Consider the following 18,150-nt stretch of genomic DNA (forward strand, 5'->3'; position numbering starts at 1 on the left):
ATCCGGCTGAACCGCTCGCGGCGCCCGGCGGAACGGTCCGAACCCGCTGGTCCGGTGGAAGGGGCTGGAGGGTCGGATCCGGCTGGACCGCCCGCAGCGGCGGCGGCGCCCGCGGCGCCCGGTGGAACGGCCCGGTCTGGCTGCTCCGGTGGGACGTCTACGAGGCGGAGGCGGGCCTGTTCTTCCTCGACAAGTCCCTGGAGGCCGTCGACGACGACACCCTGGCCCGCCTGGTCACCTTCCCGAACGTCCTGGTCACCTCCCACCAGGCGTACTACACCGAGGACGCCGTCACCCAGATCATCGACGCCACCGTCCAAAACGTCCTCGACTACACGGCCGGCCGCCGCTCCGAGAACGTGCTCGTCCCGCGCAACTGACCCACCAACTCCCGTACGACAGCAGCCCCGTTGAGCGTCAGCACCGACTCCGGGTGGAACTGGACCCCGGCGAACCCGGGCCCGCGCAGCGCATGCACCTCGCCCGCCCCGCTCCGGCTCAACTCCACATCATGGGCGGCCAGTTCAGCGGCGGCCTCGTCGTCACACCGCGCCACGAAGCTGTTGTAGAAGCCGACGGTCTCCGCCCGCCCGAACAGATCGATCGCCGTCTGCGCCCCCTGGTACGGAACCTCCTTCCGTACGATCTCCAGGCCCAGCTCCGCCGCGATCAGCTCGTGTCCGAGGCACACGCCGAGGACGCCGTGCCGGTTCTCCCGGAGTACCTCGGCGGTCAGCGCCCGCAGGAACCGCATCTTCGGGTCGGCCGTGTCGGAGGGGTCGCCCGGACCGGGGCCCAGCACCACGGGCCCCTCGTGCGCGAGCACCGCCTCCCGCAGCCCCTCCTCGTCGTACCGCCGCACGGTCACATCGAGGCCGCTCGACCGCAGCACATGCGCGAGCATCGCCGTGAAGGTGTCCTCCCCGTCGACGACCAGCGCGTGCCCGGTCAGCTCCTCGGACCGCTCCTGCATCCGCAGCCAGAAGGGGGCCAACGAGGTGCGGCGGCCGTCGAGCGCGGCACGCACGCGTGGGTCGTCGGCCAGCCGGGGGCGGGTGTCCTCGTTCCGCGGCCGGGACGGTCGTACGCCGAGCGCCGCCAGGACCCCCGCCGCCTTCGCATGGGTCTCCGCGACCTCGCTCGCCGGGTCCGAACCGCGGACCAGGGTGGCGCCGACCGGCACCCGCAGCCGCCCGGCCTCGTCGATGTCGGCGGTGCGGATGAGGATGGGGGAGTCGAGGGTCTGGGCGCCGCCGGAGTCGCGGCCGAGCAGGGCCAGCGCACCGGCGTAGTAGCCGCGCCCGCCGACCTCGTGCCGCTCGATGACCCGGCAGGCGTTCTGCACCGGCGAGCCGGTGACCGTCGCCGCGAACATCGTCTCCTTCAGGACCTCGCGCACGTCCAGCGAGGACCGGCCCCTCAACTCGTACTCGGTGTGCGCGAGATGGGCCATCTCCTTCAGCCGCGGCCCGATCACGACCCCGCCCATGTCGCCGACGGTGCACATCATCTTGAGCTCCTCGTCGACGACCATCGACAGCTCCTCGATCTCCTTGCCGTCGGCGAGGAAGGAGAGCAGATGCTCGGGCGTCGGCCCCTCGGCCGGATAGCGGTACGTCCCGCTGATCGGGTTCATGACCACGGTCCCGCCGGACATCCGGACGTGGACCTCGGGGCTGGCCCCGACCAGCGTCCGCTCGCCCGTGTGCACGACGAACGTCCAGTACGCGCCCCGCTCCCCGACCAGCAGCCGCCGGAACAACGCCAGTGCGTCGGCCCTGCCGTACCCCGGGATCTCGCCCTCGTACGTCCGCCGGATGACGAAGTTGGCGCCCTCGCCCCGCCCGATCTCCTCCCGCAGCACCCGCCCGACGATCTCGCCGTAGGCCTCGTCGTCGACGTCGAAGCCGCCGCCCTCGACCCGTACGTCGTGCGCGGGCAGCTGTGCCAGCGCGTCGGCGAGCGGGATCTCGTACGACTCCTCGGGCGTGAGGAAGGACAGCGGCGTGCCGTCGTCGCGGACGTCGAAGCCGCGCTCGCGGATCTGGCGGAAGGGGATCAGGGCCAGGCCCTCGGCCGGGAGGTCGGCGAGGCGGTCGTAGGAGGCGACCGGGCCGAGCATGACCTCGATCACGTCGTGGTCGTGGCCCGGGGTGCGACGGCGCAGCAGGGCGAACGGGCGGGGATCGCGGAGCAGGTCGTCCAGATGCATGGGTCCTTGGTTCCTTCTCGTGGAGAGGAACGGACCCCGGACACACCGAAGGCCGCCCCTCGGGCGGCCTTCGCGGAGTACTGGGAGTACGCGCAGTCAGTGGGCCGCCGGATGAGCGGTCCACCACCAGTTACGGGTCGAATGCGCGAACATGGGCGGCACCCTACCCCACGCGCACCTGAGCGTGAGGGTGTCTCACCTGTCGAGCCGCGCGAAAATTGCTCGACACGACCCCGTAATGTTGAGGGCGTGACCGTGAACGCTAAGACCAGCGCCAGCGCTGGCAACACCTGGCGAGACCTGCCCGCGGCGCAGCAGCCCGAGTACCCCGACACCGAGGCTCTGCGCGCAGTGATCGCGGACCTCGAGTCGTATCCGCCGCTCGTCTTCGCGGGCGAGTGCGACCAGCTGCGCGCCCGGTTGGCGGCCGTCGCCAAGGGAGAGGCGTTCCTCCTCCAGGGCGGCGACTGCGCCGAGGCCTTCGACGCGGTGTCCGCCGACCAGATCCGCAACAAGCTGAAGACCCTGCTCCAGATGGGCGCCGTCCTCACGTACGCCGCCTCCGTGCCGGTCGTGAAGGTCGGCCGCATCGCCGGCCAGTACTCGAAGCCGCGCTCCAAGGGCACCGAGACCCGTGACGGCGTGACCCTGCCGACGTACCGCGGCGACTCGGTCAACGGCTTCAACTTCGACGAGAAGTCCCGCATCCCGGACCCCGAGCGCCTGAAGCGGATGTACAACGCGTCCGCCTCCACGCTCAACCTGGTCCGCGCCTTCACCACCGGCGGTTACGCCGACCTGCGCCAGGTGCACGCCTGGAACCAGGACTTCGTGAAGTCGTCCCCGTCGGGCCAGCGCTACGAGCAGCTCGCGCGCGAGATCGACAGCGCGCTGAACTTCATGCGGGCCTGCGGGACGGACCCGGAGGAGTTCAAGACCGTCGAGTTCTACTCCTCGCACGAGGCGCTCCTGCTGGACTACGAGTCGGCCCTGACCCGGGTCGACTCCCGCACCGGCCGGCTCTACGACGTCTCCGCGCACATGGTGTGGATCGGCGAGCGCACCCGTCAACTGGACGGCGCGCACATCGAGTTCGCCTCGCAGATCCGCAACCCGATCGGCATCAAGCTCGGCCCGACGACGACCGCCGAGGACGCGTTGCAGTACATCGAGCGCCTCGACCCGGACCGCGAGCCCGGCCGGCTCACCTTCATCGTGCGGATGGGCGCGGACAAGGTCCGCGACAAGCTGCCCGAGCTGGTCGAGAAGGTCACCGCGTCCGGCGCGACCGTGGCGTGGATCACCGACCCGATGCACGGCAACACGTACGAGGCGGCCTCCGGTCACAAGACCCGGCGCTTCGACGACGTGCTCGACGAGGTGAAGGGCTTCTTCGAGGTCCACAAGGGCCTCGGCACCCACCCGGGCGGCATCCACGTCGAGCTCACCGGTGACGATGTCACCGAGTGCGTGGGCGGCGGCGACGAGATCTTCGTCGACGACCTGCACCAGCGCTACGAGACGGCCTGCGACCCGCGCCTCAACCGCAGCCAGTCGCTCGACCTGGCCTTCCTCGTCGCCGAGATGTACAGGGACCAGTAGCCGTTTCACCTGTTACAGCAGTGTGCCGTGGGGCGGGGATCACATACGATCCCCGCCCCACGGCACTTTTGCGGCTCCTGCATGGCGGGTAAGGTTAGGTTAGCCTCACCGATTAACGGGATGGCACGACGACCTTCGATCCCGCCCGGGAGGTGACCCGCGTGTACGTCTGCAACTGCTTCGGTGTGACCGAGGCGCAGGTCGCGAAGCACGCGGAGGGCGGTGCCTGCACCCCCCGGCAGATAGCGTCGGCCTGCAAGGCGGGCACCGACTGCGGGTCGTGCGTACGCCGTATCCAGGCCCTGCTGGGCCGGGGCGCCTGCCCGCGCCGTGAGGCGGCCGACCAGGGCGAGTCGATACTCACCGGGCTGACCGGAGTGGCCGCGATGGCCGATCTGGAAGACGCTGCCTAGCGGGCTCCAGCGGCTCTGCCTGGCTCTAGCTGGGCTGCTCGATCTGCTGCGCGATGTACAGCGCCTCGCCGAGCTGCTCGATCAGCTGGAGCTGCGTGTCGAGGTAGTCGATGTGGTGCTCCTCGTCCTCAAGGATGTCCTCGAAGATGTTGGCCGACGTGATGTCGCCCTTCGTGCGCATCACCTCGATACCGCGCTTGAGGCGGTCGATCGCCTCGACCTCCACCTGCCGGTCCGCCTGGAACATCTCGGTGACCGTCTGGCCGACCCGGACGTGGAACAGCCGCTGGTAGTTCGGCAGGCCGTCGAGCATCAGGATGCGCTCGGTGATCTTGTCCGCGTGCTTCATCTCATCGATGGACTCTTCACGCGTGTACTTGGCGAGCTTGGTCCAGCCGTTGTTGTCCTGGATGCGGTAGTGCAGCCAGTACTGGTTGATCGCGGTCAGCTCGCCGGTGAGCTGCTCGTTCAGGAATTCGAGGACCTCGGGGTCGCCCTGCATCGCAGAGGCTCCTTCCAAAAACGGGGGAACTGGCGGGTTGCGCCGCATGATTGCACCGGCGCGAAGACGTCGTCCAGTAAGTGCATGCTTAGTAGGAGTTGCCCGAATCCGCCCAGAGCCGGTCATGTGCACCGCCCCCGGTCTGTCAGGATGGAGTCATGGGTCAGAGAGGGGTCGAACAGTCCGAGCTTCCACCGGGCCAGCGGCTCCAGCGCGGCTGGCCGGTCACGCACTACGGCCCGGTACCCAAGTTCCGCCCTGAGCGCTGGGAGTTCAGGGTCTTCGGCGCCACGGCGGACGGCGACAAGCACTGCTGGAACCACGACGAGTTCACGGCCCTGCCCTACGACTCGGTGGTGGCCGATCTGCACTGCGTCACGAAGTTCAGCATGCTCGGCGCCGAATGGGGCGGCATCCCCGCCCGCACGATCCTGGACACCGCCCCGCCGGCCCCGGCCGTCACCCACGTCATGGTCTGGGCCGAGTACGGCTTCAGCGCCAACCTCCGCCTGGCCGACTTCGCAGCCGACGGCACCATCTTCGCCACCCACAAGGACGGTGAACTCCTCACCGCGGAACACGGCTTCCCGCTCCGCCTGGTCGTCCCCCACCTGTACGCCTGGAAGGGCCCGAAGTGGGTCCGGGGCGTCGAGTACATGACGGCGGACCGGCGGGGGTTCTGGGAGGAGCGGGGCTACCACAACGTGGGGGACCCGTGGAAAGAGCAGCGGTACTCGTATCAGGAGGAGCCCGAGGACGGCCCGGAACTCTGATGCCTCTCACTCGCCGTGGTGCCAAGGTCGCATTCCGGTAACTGGGGGCGCATTCCGTGCCGAGAGCGCTACTCTGAGTGCCTCGCTTGGCGGGCGAGGCCACGGGCGGACGTAGTTCACCGGGCCATGCCGCATTCCGCTTGGCGACCATCGGGGGATATCGGTCGGGGGACTACGGTGGGGCTTTTCGGCGAGCGCCATACCTTCATGGGCGGACTGGCTGCCGCTGATCGCGCGGCCCTTGCCGCGCTCGGCACCCGACATCCGTACGCGTCGCAGGATCCCCTCATGAGCGAGGGGGAGCGCACCACGTTCGCCGTGGTGGTGCTCAGCGGCTGGTGCACCGTGTGGTCGACGACCGAGCGGGGCGGACGGCTGATCCTGGGGCTGCGTCAGGCCGGCGAGGTCGTCGGCGACATGGCGGCCCTCGACGGCAGGCCGCGCAGCGCCTCGGTGAGCGCGCTCGGCCCGGTCACGGGCCTGGTCGTCCCGGCGGAGCGGTTCCGCCGGTTCCTCGCCGAACGGCCGCACGCCAACGCCCTGTTGGTGGGACAGCTCAGCGAACGGCTGCGCAGTGCCGACCACGAGCGCCGGGCCCTGGCCTCCATGACCGTGCTACAGAGACTGTCGGAGCGACTGGTCGAACTCGCCGACCGCACCGGCCGGCCCGAGGGCACCGGAGTCACGATCAGACTGCCCCTCGCCCAGCACGAACTGGCCGCCTCCGTGGGATCCACCCGCGAGGCCGTGGCCAAGGCACTGCGACTGCTGCGCGAGCAGGGCCTGGTCCGCACCGGCCCCGGCACCCTGGCCGTCGCCGACCTGGAACCACTCCGGTTGCTGGCGAGCGGGGAGCACCGGGAGCAGGACACCTGACGACACGGAAGTGCCGCGCTGTGTAAACGGCTACAGCGGCGACCCGTCGGGCCCGGGAACATCGCAGGGGTCCGGGGTCGCCGGAACGGCAGGGAGGGGAAAGTGATGGAGGGGCAAGCCGAGTACGGCTTCATCGTGAATCTGGACGCTCAGGGGTCGGGGCTGCTGTCCGACTCGGAGAAACCGGACATGCGGGCCAGGCTCTACGAGGTCTCGGGCACGGCCTTCGAACAGGCGGGCATCCGGGCGCCGCGCCTGTACCAGGAGGATCGGGGGGACGGGATTCTCAGCATCCTCACGTCCACCGTGGCGCCCAAGCGGGTGGTCGGTGAATGGCTGGAATATCTCCACCAGAACCTGCGCGAGAACAACGACCGGGCCAGGGTCCCGCTCAGACTCCGCGCCGGCATGCACATCGGTCCGGTCACCGCCGACACCCACGGCCGCTCCGGCCGGGCCGTCGACCTGGCCTGCCGCCTCGGCAACTGCGACACGGCGAAGGCCGTCCTCGAACTGGCCCCGCAGGCGGGCCTGGTCGCGGTGGTCTCCGACCGGCTGTACGAGGAGGTCGTACGGCCCGGCGGGCGCTGGGTGGAGCCCGAGTACTACGCCGGCCGCGAGGTGAGGCTCAAGGAAGGCCCGCAGACCGCGTGGTTCATGGTCCCGGGGCTGCCGCAGCCGCCGTTGCCCGAACCCGGGAAGCCCTCGGCGGGCACCTCCGGCCTCGCGCCGGCCGCGTCGGCCCCGCCCGCGGCGGCTCCCGGGCGCGTGGTCAACAACCACAACAACGGCAGCGGGGAGTTCATCAACAGCGAACGGATCGAGACGATCAACATCGGCAGGTCCGCACACCCGGGCGGTGAGCGGTGAACGCGCAGAACCCGGCGCCCCCCGGACCCGGCCCGAAGCCGAACCCCGGAGGGCAGCCCGCGGGCGCCGGGCCCCAGAACCCCCAGCAGGACCAGCAGCCGAAGGCCGAGCCCGTCGGCGGATCCGAGTCGGCGCCGGACGTCATCGGGGGCGCGTCCGCCGACCCGCTGGCGGGGGAGGGGCTGGGCTCCGGCGCGGCGGCGTCCCGCGTCTACCGGTCGGCCGGACCCAGCTTCACCTCGCAGGGGTCGAGCACCCTGATCAGCGGCGGTTCCATCGGGGCCGTCAACCTGTTCGGGCAGCAGGGACCCCGGCTGCTCGCGGGCCCGGTCCCCGAGGAGGAACTGCGCACGCTGCGCCAGGTCTTCCAGGAGCCCGACGGATACGGCGGACTCAAGGAGCAACTCCGTTCCCGGCGGCTGCTGTTGCTGTGCGGACAGCCCGGGACCGGCCGGATGTACACCGCCCTGTCCCTGGTGGACGACCTGGCCCGGGGCAAGGTCTCCCGGCTCGACCCCGAGACCGACCTGGACGAGCTGGAGGCCGAACAGATCCACGAGGGGCACGGCTACGTCCTGGAGTCCTCGACCACCGGACTGCCGGGCGAGGCCGGCCTGGACCGGTGGTGCGCCCTCCTCGGTGACCGCAAGGCGTACGCCGTCCTGCTGGCCGTGCCCGAGGTCGGCGACCTGTACACCCAGGGCGGTCGCTACCACCACCTCCACACCCCGGCCGCCGCCGCCGACGTACTGGAGAAGCACCTCGCGAACGAACTGGAGGACGTGCCGCCGCCGACGCGGAGCACGGCACGGTCGGCCGCGACCGCCCCGGACGTGACCGCGGCGCTCGGCATCGGTGAGCTCCGGCCGCGGGAGGCGGCCCGGTTCGCGGTGCTGGTCGCCAAGTACGCGCGCGGATCCCGTACCCATGCCGAACTCCTCGACGAATGCCGGGAGTTCGCCAAGGCGCAGGCCGCGGAGTGGTTCGTGGGAGGCCCGCGGTCCGAGACTCCGCAGCGGCTGCGGGACGCGGCGTACCGGATCGCCGTGGCGGTGCTCGGCGGGGCGTCGCTGAGCGCGGTCGCCGAGGCCGCGGAGATCCTCGCCTGGGAGCTGGCCGTCACCGTGGACCCGGAGTCGACACCGGGCCGCCCGCTGTTCAGTGACGGTGTCGACGCCCGGCTCGTCTCCGCCCGGGCCGTGGCCGAACTCGGCGTGGAACAGGTCGGCGACGAGGACGTCCCGGTGCGCACGGTCCGGTTCCGGGGCGAGTCGCTCGCCGCCGCCGTCCTCATCCATCTCTGGGAGCACCGACACAATGTGCGCGGCCCGGTGCTGCGTTGGCTGTCCGGGCTGTGCGAGGACAGCCGTCCCCAGGTCTGGGTCCGGGCCGCGGTCGCGGCCGGACAGCTGTGCCGGCTCGACTGCTCGCACACCGTGCAGGAACTGGTGCAGCCCATGGGCCAGGCCGACCAGCTCCGCCGACGGGTCTTCGCCGCCAACGTGCTCGACGTGGCCGTGGCCTCCCCCGAGGTCGGCAGCGCGACCCGGGCCCTGGTCGGGGTCTGGGCGCGCGAGGGGGAGGAGAACCTGCGCTGGACGGCAGCCGCGGTCCTCGGCCGGGGCCGGGCCACCGTCACCGTCCGGGACTCGCTCGACCTCCTCGGCGGCATCGGCGTCTGGGAGGAGGGGAAGCTGAGGACGGTCGCCTCGGCCCAGGTCGCCCACTTCAGCGGCGCGAACTGCGACCCGGCGACCTTCCGGCGGATCCGCCTCTGGCTCTCCGACGAACGCCGGCCGCAGCAGGACCTCGGCCTCCAGAGCGCGATCTACCTGGCCGGCCTCTCCGTGGTCGACCTGTGGAACCAGCACCCGGACCTGGAGGGCTACGGCGACTGGCCGCTGATGCTGGCGCTGGCCGCCGTACGGCCCGAACTCGCCCCGGAACTCGCCGGGTTGCTGTGGACCGCGTTGCAGACCGGCCGGTCGTACGAGGCGGCCGTGGAGACCCTGGCGGACTGGCTGCGCGGCTGCGCGGGCCGGGTCTGGGCGGAGCCGCTGGAGCGGTTCCTGCCGCTGCTCGTACATGGGCCGGACGACCGGCACCGGTTGCTTTCACTGATCAAAGAACTGTCGGAAGACCCCGACAATCCGTTGGACGACCAGCAGGTCCGCCGCATGTGGGAGGCGGTCCAGGGAGCGGGAACACCATGAGCAACAACATGTGGGGCCAACAGGCCTGGCAGCCCCAGAACCCCCAGGGGGAGTTCGTCCTTCCGCACGACATCAGAGGCCCCTTCGTCACGGAGTTCACCCCGACGGGCCCCTACCGGCACCGCAGCAGCCAGGTCGCCTCCGTGCTCTTCTACCGCAACGGCGGACACAGCGTCGTCACGGTCCGCGGGGCCGAGCACCACAACAAACCCCTGATGGGCAAGCCGACTTCGGTCTGCTGGGTCGCCCGCGGCCAGCACCAGGTCTCCTTCCAGCTGGAACTTCCCAGCTACGGCGACAAGTCACGCTTCAAGGCGGGCGCCGACGTCAACTGGGAGGTGCACAACTTCCATCTGGCCGCCGAGAAGCGGGTGGTGGACGTGGAGCGGATGCTCCGACCGCCCCTTGAGGCACGGCTGCGCGGGATCAGCAGGCGGCACAACCTCGACTCCGCACAGCAGGCGGACGAGGCGATCCAGGACGAGCTGGCGAGCGGCCGCTGGAACGACTTCGGGGCCGAACTGGGCCTGGCCACCCAGGTGTTCATCCGCATCGACCTGGGCCAGGCCGCCTCCGACCACCACGCCAACATGGTGGCGGTGCAGTCGGACAGCGAGGTCCAGCGGGCCGTGGACGCCGCCAACAACGCGCGGATCGAGGCGAACATGGAGGTCGCCCGGGGGCTCATCTCCGCGGGCGAGGCCGAACAGTACGCCCACGTCCTGGCCCAGGACCCGTCCCGGGCGCAGGACATCCTGGGCGCGCTCCAGGTGCAGGCCAGGGAACAGCGGCAGGGAGCCCTGGACTACCTCACCAACCTGATCAACCAGGGGGTGGTGCAGCGGCACCAGATCGACGACCAGGTACAGGCGCTCATCGACTTCAGCCGCACGGCCGCCCACGGTGTCTTCCAGAACGGACTACCGCCCGCCCCGACCGCGCTGCCCGTTCCGCCGACACCCCTCGCGCCGCCGGTACCTCCGGCACCGCTCATGCCGCCGCCGGCCGTGGCTGGCGCCCTGCCGGTGCCGCCCGCCGCGCCGAAGCCGTACACCGACGAGCCGCAGGACGCCGCGCCGGACACCACGGACGAGTCGGGCGGCCGGACGTGAACTCCCCGGAGCCCGCGGTGCCGGACTCCGACACCGACGCCCGGTACGTCGCCGAGCGGCTGCTGCTCACCGTACGGGAGGACCTGGGCAGGGCGGACGTGAAGGCGTCCGTGCTGCTCTCCGGTGCCCTGGCGGTGCCCGCGCTGCTGATCGGCGGCGGCCGGGCGCCGGGCGGCGTCTCCGGCACCGGCCAGGTGCTGCTCGTGGGCGCCGCGGTGCTGTGGGCGGCCGGCACCGTCCTGCTGCTCGGGGTGATCCTGCCCCGCACCTGGACGGTACGCAGGACCCTGGGCCCGACGTTCTACGCCGACGCGGTCGAGGCCCGCGACGACCCCGAGGCACTGCTGCGCGGTGTCGCCGAGGCCGGCCGGGACCCGGTGCGCTGGCTGCTCACGCAGTTCCAGGACGTCAGCGTGATCCTCGCGGCGAAGTACCGCTTCCTGCGCGGGGCGTTGGCGCTGCTGGGCGCGGGGCTGGCGGTGGGGGCGTACGCGCTGGGTGCCGGCTGACTACGGCCCGGGCGTCAGCCGTCCCGCAGCTTCTTCAGCCGCTCCACATCCGCCGCGTGCCCCTCCTTGCCGCCGGGCGTCTCGATGACCAGCGGTACGCCCGCGGTCGCCGGGTGGGTCATCAGGGCGCGGAAGGGGTCCTCGCCGATGTGGCCGGAGCCGATGTTCTCGTGGCGGTCCTTGTGGGCGCCGACGACGTCCTTGGAGTCGTTGGCGTGGATCAGTTTCAGGCGGCCCTCGCCGACCGTGTCCACCAGCAGGTCGAGGGTCTGGTGCATGCCGCTCGGGCCGGTCAGGTCGTGCCCGGCGGCGAAGATGTGGCACGTGTCCAGGCAGACGCCCAGCTTCGGATGGGCGTCCAGCGCCTCGAAGTACGGCCCGAAGTCCCAGGTCCGGGAGCAGAGCGAGGAACCCTGGCCGGCCGTCGACTCCAGGAGCAGGAACGGGTCGTCGTCGTGGGTCAACTCGTCCAGCAGCGGCAGCAGATGCTCCCGCACCTGGGCCAGCGCCACCGACCGCTCCCGGCCGCCCGTCGCGCTCCCGGTGTGCACGACGACACCGAGGGCGCCGATCTCCCGCCCGCGCCGCAGCGAGTGCCGTAGCGAATCGACGGACTTCTCCACGGTTGCCTGGGTGTGAGAGCCGAAGTTGATCAGGTACGGAGCGTGCACGTACGCCGGGATCGACTCGGCCTCGCAGGCCGCGCGGAACTCCTCGTCCTGGCGCGGGTTCCCGACCGGTGTTGCCCAGCCGCGCGGGTTGGCGACGAAGACCTGCACGGTCTCGGCGGCCAGCTCACGGGCGTAGGACAGTCCTACGGAGTGGAGGCCGCCGGCGACCGGGACATGGCCGCCGACCGGGTTGCGGGAAGGGATGCGGGAGGGGAACCCGGGGGCGCTGGAAGGGGACTCGCTGCTCACCCGTCCAGGGTGTCACGCGCGCGTGCCGCCCCCGTCACCGGATGGTGATCGTGATCGTCGACCCCTTGGCGGCCTGTTCGCCCGCGTCCACGGACTGGCTCTTCACGGTGTCGCCGAACAGACCGAGCAGGCCCCGGTCCTCCTTGACCTCGAAGCCGGACTGCTCAAGGAGCTTCGTCGCGGCGTCGACGCTCGCGCCGACCACGCTCGGGACCTCGACCATCTCCGGGCCCTTGGACAGCGTCAGCGTCACCGTGTCGCCCTCGGCGGCCCGGCCGTCGCCGGCCGGGGTCTGCTGGGCGACCTGGCCCGCGTCGTACTCCGAGGTGATCTCGGTGTCCGACACCTTCACGGTGAGACCGGCCTCCTGGAGGTCCGACTTCGCGTCCTCCAGGTCCTCGCCGGTGACGTCGGGGACGTCGACCGCGCTGCCCTTGCTGACGGTCAGGGCTATCGCCGAACCCGCGTGGCGCTTGGTGCCCGCCTCCGGGTCCGTGCTGATCACGAAGCCCTTGGGGACGTCGTCGCTGAACTCCCTGGTGACCATGCCGGCCGCCAGCCCGTCCTGCTTCAGCAGGGTCTGCGCCTTGGCCAGGCGGGTGCCCGTCAGGTCGGGGACGTTCACGGTCTCCGGGCCGTCCGAGATGGTCAGGGCGACCGAGTCGTTGTTCCGGATGCGGGCGCCGGACTCCGGGTCGGTGCTGACGACCGTGCCGCGCTTCACGGTGTCGCTGTACGCGTGGTCGACCTTCTTGACGTCGAGACCGGCGTCCTTCAGCCGCTCCCGCGCCTGTGCCTCGGTCTTCGCCAGCAGCGGCGGGACCTTGGTGAACTGACCCGAGTTGATGTACCAGACGCCCGCCCCGACCCCGACGATCAGCAGCAGGGCGGCGACGATCGCCAGCAGCCCCCGCCGGGGCCGCCGCGCCTCGCGCCGCCGGGGCGGCAGCGGCGGACCGCTCTCGAACCGGCTGGTCCGGTCGAACCGGTCACCCGGCTCGTCGTCCTCGTTGACCGGCAGCGGACGTGGCACGGTCAGCGAGCGCGGGATCACACTCGTACGGTTCTCGGCGTCGGGATACTCCGAGGTCAGCGCCTGCGGCGGCACCGCGTCCAACTGCTCGGTGCTCAGCCCCGACCGCGCCTCGCGGACCAGACCGAACAGCGCGACCGCGTCGTACGGCCGCAGGTCCGGGGTGCGCGCGGTGGCGGTGGCGACCAGCTCGTCCAGCTCGTACGCCAGCCCCGGCACCTGCGCCGAGGGCGGCGGGACGTCCTCGTGCAGGTGCTTGTAGAGCACGATCGCGGCGGAGTCCCCGTCGTGCGGCTTCTGGCCGGTGAGCATCTCGTACAGGACGACACCGCACGCGTACACGTCGACCCGGGGGTCGGCGGTGGTTCCCTCGATCTGCTCCGGCGCGAGATACGACACCGTGCCGAGCACGGACCCCGTGGTGCTGGTCACCGTGTCCACGGACCTGACCAGCCCGAAGTCGGCGACCTTGACCCGGCCGTCGTCTCCTATGAGCACGTTCTCCGGCTTCATGTCCCGGTGCACGAACCCGGCCCGGTGCGCGGCACCGAGCGCGGCCAGCACCGGCTCCAGGATGTCGAGGGCGGCCCGCGGCTGGAGCGCCCCGCGCTCGCGCAGCACGTCCCGCAGGGTGCAGCCGGCGACGTACTCCATCGCCAGATAGACGTACGACCGGTCGGCGCCCTGGTCGAAGACCTGCACCACGTTCGGATGCGCCAGCCGCGCCACGGACTTCGCCTCACGGATGAACCGGTCCACGAAGTGGGCGTCGGCCGCCAGCGTCGGGTGCATCACCTTGAGCGCGAGAACCCGGTCCAGGCGGGTGTCCACGGCCCGGTAGACCGTGGCCATCCCGCCGACGGCGATCCGCGCGTCGACGCGATAGCGGCCGTCGAGCAACTGCCCGACGAGAGGGTCATGAAGGGTCGTATCCACGCAGGTGAGTGTACGAGCCATGGCTGAAAGGACAGCCCTTTCGCCCGGTTTCGAGGCGGTACTGAAGCGGACCTGTGACGGATACCACGAGCGGTCGGCCGCCAATGGCGGGGCAGTCCCGCAGGTTGGGTCACCTCTTGGCCGACTGGAAACGGGTGGTGCGCGGGTGGGAGACAAAACGGAAGTGCGGCGCAGGGTGCCTAGAAAGCGGGCCGCTCAGGATCCAGCACCGCCAGGCCCTCCGCAGGAGAGGACGCCTCGGCGAAATGCCTACGGGGGATACGCCCCGCTCGGAACGCCAACCTCCCCGCCTCCACCGCACTCCTCATGCCGGAGGCCATCAGCACCGGTTCCCGCGCCCGCGTCACCGCCGAGGCGAGCATCACACCGGCACACCCCAGCTCCATCGCGAACGCCGCGTCGGACGCCGTACCCGCCCCCGCGTCCAGAATCACCGGCACACGCGCGTGCTCGGTGATCAGCTGGAAGTTGTGCGGGTTGCGGATCCCGAGCCCGGAACCGATCGGCGACCCGAGCGGCATGATCGCCGCACACCCGACGTCCTCCAGCTTCCGCGCCAGCACGGGATCGTCGTTCGTGTACGGCAGCACGGTGAAGCCGTCGTCGACCAACGTCTCGGCGGCGTCGAGGAGTTCGATCGGGTCCGGCAGCAATGTGCGCTCGTCCGCGATCACTTCGAGTTTGATCAGCGCGGTCCCCAGCGCCTCCCGCGCCAGCCGGGCCGTCAACACCGCCTCGCCCGCCGTGAAGCAGCCCGCGGTGTTGGGCAGCACCCGGATGCCGAGCCGCTCCAGCACGGACAGCACCGAGCCGTGCACGGAGGCGTCGACGCGCCGCATCGCGACCGTCGTGAGTTCCGTGCCGGAGGCCACCAGCGCGCGCTCCAGGACATCGAGGCTGGGGGCACCCCCGGTGCCCATGATCAACCGGGACGTGAAGGACGTACCGGCGAGGACGAAGGGGTCGTCGGCCATGGGTCAGCCTCCTTGGACGGCGGTGAGGACCTCGACGCGGTCTCCCTCGGAGAGGGAGGTCGATGGCCACTCCGCGCGCGGGACGACGGTTTCGTTGAGGGCGGCGGCCACTCCGGAGGGGGCCGGGGTGAGGGACCGTACGAGCACGTCGAGGGGCGTGCCGGGAGCGATCTCCTGGTGCTCGCCGTTGACGGAGATGTTCATGCGGGCTGCTCCACGAGGTGCGTGCGGGCGAACCGCTTCGGGGTGAACGGGCGTGCCTCGTCCGGGAGTTCACCGGTACTGAGCGCGTGCGCCAGGGCGTCGCCGGTGACCGGGGTGAGCAGCACGCCGTTGCGGTAGTGCCCGGTGGCCAGCAGCAGTCCCGGCAGGGCGGTCGGGCCGAGCAGCGGCGCGTTGTCGGGGGAGCCGGGGCGCAGTCCGGCGCGGGTCTCGGTGAGCGGGAGTTCGGTGATCCCGGGGACCAACTCGTGGGCGTCGCGCAGCAGTTCGTAGACACCGCCGGCGGTCACGGTGGTGTCCCAGCCCAGTTCCTCGCTGGTCGCGCCGACGACCAGCTCGCCGTTCTCGCGCGGCACCAGGTACACCTGGCTGCCGCGCACCACGGCCCGCACGGTCCGGCTCAGGAAGGGCGCGTGCCGCTCCGGCACGGTCAGCCGCAGCACCTGGCCCTTCACGGGCCGTACGGGCGGCAGGACGTCGTCAGGGACCCCCTTCAGCTGCCCGCTGAGGCTGCCGCCCGCGAGCACCACTTGGTCTGCGGCGAGGGTGACGTCCTCGCGCGTGACGACCCCCGTGGCGCGGTCCCGCTCGACCGTGAGCCGCTCGACCCACGTCCGGTGGAGGACGACCCCGGCGCGCTCGCAGGCGGCCACCAGCGCGCGCGCCAGCCGCCGCGGGTCGACCTGGTGGTCGCCGTCGACCCTGAGCCCCCCGCGCACGCCCGGCGCGAGCATCGGCTCCAGGCGCCGGCACTCGCGCCCCGACAGCCACTCGGAGTCGAGCCCCGACTGGTGCTGCAAGGCGTGCAGTTCGCGCAGATGGGCCCGGTCGTCGGCGTCCAGGGCGACGGCGAGCGTGCCGCAGCGGCGGTAACCGAGGTCGAGGCCGGTGAGGTCGGTCAGCTCGGCTGCGAAGTCCGGGTAGCGGTCCGCCGAGGCCAGGTTGAGGGCGAGCAGGGTCTGTTCGCCGTAGTGGAGCTCGGTGACGGCGGCCAGCATCCCGGCGGCCACCTGGGCGGCCCCGCCGCCCGGCTCCGGGTCCACCACGGCCGTGGCGAAGCCGCGTTGGGCCGCGCGCCAGGCCGTGACCAGGCCGATGATCCCGCCCCCGACGACGAGGACGTCTGAGGTGTGTGCAGGCATGGGCGTCCAGCCCCTCCCTTCGCCGGCATGACCCGGATCAGGTTCGTACGGTCGGAGGCCGCCAGCCTCCCTCTCAGCCCGGTACGTCCGGACTCCCGCGAGTGCTTTACGTTTGCCACCCTAGCCCGTGCCCTGTGTGCCAGTAAGGGAGCCTCTGTCCATGGCCCGCTCGCTCGACGGTCTCGTCCTCGCCCCCGTCGCGGACCAGGCCCCAGGTCAGGTCGGTACGCGCACCCGGTTCGCGTACCACGAGAAGGACGGCGAGATCTGGGCCGAGTACGCGGGCGGCGACGTCGTACGGGGGCGTCTCGTCGGCACGCGCGCGGGGGACCGATTGGACTTCCGGTACGTGCAGTTGAAGACGGACGGGACGACGTCCTCAGGGCACTGCGTGTCCGAAGTGGTCGAGTTGCCCGACGGCCGCATTCGCCTCGACGAGACCTGGGAGTGGGAGTCTCAGCCGGGAAACGGGACCAGCACTGTGGAACAGGTCACCTGACGCGCCCGCTGACTGACAAATTGTCAGGTGTCTATGGTGATCGAGTGAGCGAGCAGACGCGGGACCAGGGCACGGTGGCAGGGCGGCGCGTGGTCGTCGTCGGCGCGGGCATGGCCGGGGTGCAGACCGCGGTCGCGCTACGGGACCAGGGCTTCACCGGCACCGTCACGCTGATCGGCGCGGAACCCCATCAGCCGTACGACCGGCCCCCGCTGTCCAAGGCCGTCCTGCTCGGCAAGGCCGAGGGCTCCGCCTTCGACGTCGACTTCGAGGCGCTCGGCATCGAGGTGCAGCTGGGGCGCGAGGTCGTGGGCGTGCGCCCCGCCGACCACGAACTGGACACCGCCGAGGGCCCGGTGCCCTACGACGTCCTCGTGCTCGCCACCGGTGCCGAACCGATCCGGCTGCCTGGCGCCGACGGCATCCCCGGAGTACATCTGCTGCGCACCCTGGACGACGCCGAGCGGCTGCGCCCGGTGCTCGCGCGGCAGCACGACATCGTGGTCGTCGGCGCGGGCTGGATCGGCGCCGAGTTCGCCACGGCCGCGCGTGAGGCGGGCTGCGCGGTGACCGTCGTAGAGGCCGCGGACCGGCCGCTCGCGGGCGCGCTGCCCGCCGAGGTGGCCGCGCCGATGGCCGCCTGGTACGCCGCAGCCGGGGCCTCGCTGCGGACGCACGCACGCGTGGCGCACGTCGAACCCGGCGAGGTGGTCCTCGACGACGGCTCACGGCTGCCCGCGGGCGCCGTCGTGGTCGGTATCGGCGCCCGCCCCGCCACCGCCTGGCTGGCGGGCTCCGGCATCGAACTGGGCGCGCACCGCGAGGTCCTGGCCGACGCCGGACTGCGCACCTCGGTGCCGGACGTGTACGCGGTCGGCGACTGCGCCTCCTTCCCTTCGGGGAGGTACGGCGAGCGACTTCTCGTCCACCACTGGGACAACGCCCTCCAGGGGCCGCGCACGGTCGCCGCGAACATCGTGGGGGAGACCCCGGCGGTCTACGACCCGGTGCCGTACTTCTGGTCGGAGCAGTTCGGCCGGTTCGTCCAGTACGCCGGCCACCACGCGTCCGCCGACACCACCCTGTGGCGCGGCGACCCGACCACCCCCGCCTGGAGCGTCTGCTGGCTGCGCGAGGACCGTCTGGTGGCCCTCCTGGCGGTCGGCCGCCCCCGTGACCTGGCCCAGGGCCGCCGCCTGATCGAGTCGGCCACGCCCATGGATCACGCACTGCTGGCCGATGCTTCTCTGCCGATGAAGGCGGCTATCGCCTAGTTCGTCCCCCGGGTCGGACCGGCCCGACTTCCGACTGTCAGTCCGGG

General features: G+C 71.5%; 18 protein-coding genes, 1 pseudogene and 1 riboswitch. Of the genes and pseudogenes, 11 read left to right on the forward strand and 8 right to left on the reverse strand.

The window, feature by feature from the left end:
* Positions 1 to 152: 152 nt before the first annotated feature.
* A pseudogene (locus OG194_RS34625) lies at positions 153 to 380 on the forward strand (2-hydroxyacid dehydrogenase); the annotation flags it as partial.
* On the opposite strand, the gene OG194_RS34630 reads toward OG194_RS34625, so the two are convergent.
* Together OG194_RS34630 and OG194_RS47730 are read right to left on the reverse strand one after the other, a co-directional pair.
* On the reverse strand, positions 332 to 2,212 hold the full coding sequence (locus OG194_RS34630) for an anthranilate synthase family protein (RefSeq protein WP_327404698.1): 1,881 nt from the start codon (positions 2,210 to 2,212) through the stop codon (positions 332 to 334). The pseudogene OG194_RS34625 and the gene OG194_RS34630 overlap by 49 nt on opposite strands.
* A gap of 96 nt (positions 2,213 to 2,308) precedes the next feature.
* The gene (locus OG194_RS47730; protein ID WP_073735655.1) at positions 2,309 to 2,365 is read right to left on the reverse strand and encodes a trp operon leader peptide; all 57 of its coding nucleotides are present in this window, start codon (positions 2,363 to 2,365) and stop codon (positions 2,309 to 2,311) included.
* A gap of 96 nt (positions 2,366 to 2,461) precedes the next feature.
* On the opposite strand from OG194_RS47730, the gene OG194_RS34635 reads away from it, so the two are divergent.
* Both OG194_RS34635 and OG194_RS34640 read left to right on the forward strand, forming a co-directional pair.
* A complete protein-coding gene (locus OG194_RS34635; protein ID WP_327404699.1) occupies positions 2,462 to 3,814 on the forward strand; it encodes a class II 3-deoxy-7-phosphoheptulonate synthase in 1,353 nt (450 codons plus the stop codon).
* A 152-nt stretch (positions 3,815 to 3,966) separates the two neighbouring features.
* On the forward strand, positions 3,967 to 4,227 hold the full coding sequence (locus OG194_RS34640; RefSeq protein ID WP_327404700.1) for a (2Fe-2S)-binding protein: 261 nt from the start codon (positions 3,967 to 3,969) through the stop codon (positions 4,225 to 4,227).
* A gap of 25 nt (positions 4,228 to 4,252) precedes the next feature.
* Here OG194_RS34640 and bfr read toward each other — a convergent pair whose 3' ends face one another.
* On the reverse strand, positions 4,253 to 4,729 hold the full coding sequence (gene bfr, locus OG194_RS34645) for a bacterioferritin (protein ID WP_019062355.1): 477 nt from the start codon (positions 4,727 to 4,729) through the stop codon (positions 4,253 to 4,255).
* Between the two features lie 158 nt (positions 4,730 to 4,887).
* Here bfr and OG194_RS34650 point away from each other — a divergent pair, with 158 nt between their 5' ends.
* The 6 genes from OG194_RS34650 to OG194_RS34675 all read left to right on the forward strand — a co-directional run bounded on the left by OG194_RS34650 (position 4,888) and on the right by OG194_RS34675 (position 11,082).
* Positions 4,888 to 5,502, forward strand: a complete 615-nt coding sequence (locus tag OG194_RS34650; protein ID WP_327404701.1) for a sulfite oxidase-like oxidoreductase — start codon at positions 4,888 to 4,890, stop codon at positions 5,500 to 5,502.
* Positions 5,503 to 5,679: 177 nt separating this feature from the next.
* Positions 5,680 to 6,378: a Crp/Fnr family transcriptional regulator gene (locus OG194_RS34655; RefSeq protein ID WP_442811672.1), complete on the forward strand. Its 699-nt coding sequence runs from the start codon at positions 5,680 to 5,682 to the stop codon at positions 6,376 to 6,378.
* A 105-nt stretch (positions 6,379 to 6,483) separates the two neighbouring features.
* Complete coding sequence (locus OG194_RS34660; protein ID WP_327404703.1) at positions 6,484 to 7,248, forward strand: hypothetical protein; 765 nt, start codon at positions 6,484 to 6,486, stop codon at positions 7,246 to 7,248.
* Entirely contained in the window at positions 7,245 to 9,461 is a 2,217-nt protein-coding gene (locus tag OG194_RS34665) for a hypothetical protein (protein ID WP_327404704.1), read from the forward strand. Before OG194_RS34660 ends, OG194_RS34665 begins: the two co-directional genes overlap by 4 nt.
* Positions 9,458 to 10,573, forward strand: a complete 1,116-nt coding sequence (locus tag OG194_RS34670; RefSeq protein WP_327404705.1) for a hypothetical protein — start codon at positions 9,458 to 9,460, stop codon at positions 10,571 to 10,573. The genes OG194_RS34665 and OG194_RS34670 overlap by 4 nt, the downstream gene beginning before the upstream one ends.
* A gap of 17 nt (positions 10,574 to 10,590) precedes the next feature.
* A complete protein-coding gene (locus tag OG194_RS34675) occupies positions 10,591 to 11,082 on the forward strand; it encodes a Pycsar system effector family protein (RefSeq protein WP_327404706.1) in 492 nt (163 codons plus the stop codon).
* A 14-nt stretch (positions 11,083 to 11,096) separates the two neighbouring features.
* Here the strand turns inward: OG194_RS34675 and OG194_RS34680 are convergent, their stop codons facing one another.
* From OG194_RS34680 to thiO, 5 genes are all read right to left on the reverse strand, one after another.
* Positions 11,097 to 12,002 (reverse strand): deoxyribonuclease IV, encoded by a 906-nt coding sequence (locus tag OG194_RS34680; protein WP_327404707.1) that lies wholly within the window; start codon positions 12,000 to 12,002, stop codon positions 11,097 to 11,099.
* 34 nt (positions 12,003 to 12,036) lie between these two features.
* A complete protein-coding gene (pknB, locus tag OG194_RS34685; RefSeq protein ID WP_327404708.1) occupies positions 12,037 to 13,992 on the reverse strand; it encodes a Stk1 family PASTA domain-containing Ser/Thr kinase in 1,956 nt (651 codons plus the stop codon).
* A gap of 179 nt (positions 13,993 to 14,171) precedes the next feature.
* The gene (locus OG194_RS34690) at positions 14,172 to 14,966 is read right to left on the reverse strand and encodes a thiazole synthase (RefSeq protein ID WP_327404709.1); all 795 of its coding nucleotides are present in this window, start codon (positions 14,964 to 14,966) and stop codon (positions 14,172 to 14,174) included.
* A gap of 3 nt (positions 14,967 to 14,969) precedes the next feature.
* Positions 14,970 to 15,170, reverse strand: coding sequence for a sulfur carrier protein ThiS (gene thiS, locus OG194_RS34695; protein WP_327404710.1), 201 nt, complete (start codon positions 15,168 to 15,170; stop codon positions 14,970 to 14,972).
* A complete protein-coding gene (thiO, locus tag OG194_RS34700; RefSeq protein ID WP_327404711.1) occupies positions 15,167 to 16,330 on the reverse strand; it encodes a glycine oxidase ThiO in 1,164 nt (387 codons plus the stop codon). The genes thiS and thiO overlap by 4 nt, the downstream gene beginning before the upstream one ends.
* Positions 16,328 to 16,439: riboswitch (TPP riboswitch) on the reverse strand. It overlaps the preceding gene by 3 nt.
* Positions 16,440 to 16,490: 51 nt before the next feature.
* On the opposite strand from thiO, the gene OG194_RS34705 reads away from it, so the two are divergent.
* Together OG194_RS34705 and OG194_RS34710 are read left to right on the forward strand one after the other, a co-directional pair.
* The gene (locus tag OG194_RS34705; protein ID WP_327404712.1) at positions 16,491 to 16,829 is read left to right on the forward strand and encodes a hypothetical protein; all 339 of its coding nucleotides are present in this window, start codon (positions 16,491 to 16,493) and stop codon (positions 16,827 to 16,829) included.
* 44 nt (positions 16,830 to 16,873) lie between these two features.
* The gene (locus OG194_RS34710) at positions 16,874 to 18,103 is read left to right on the forward strand and encodes an NAD(P)/FAD-dependent oxidoreductase (protein WP_327404713.1); all 1,230 of its coding nucleotides are present in this window, start codon (positions 16,874 to 16,876) and stop codon (positions 18,101 to 18,103) included.
* Positions 18,104 to 18,150: the final 47 nt, after the last annotated feature.

The organism is Streptomyces sp. NBC_01288 (assembly GCF_035982055.1).
GTDB lineage: Bacteria > Actinomycetota > Actinomycetes > Streptomycetales > Streptomycetaceae > Streptomyces.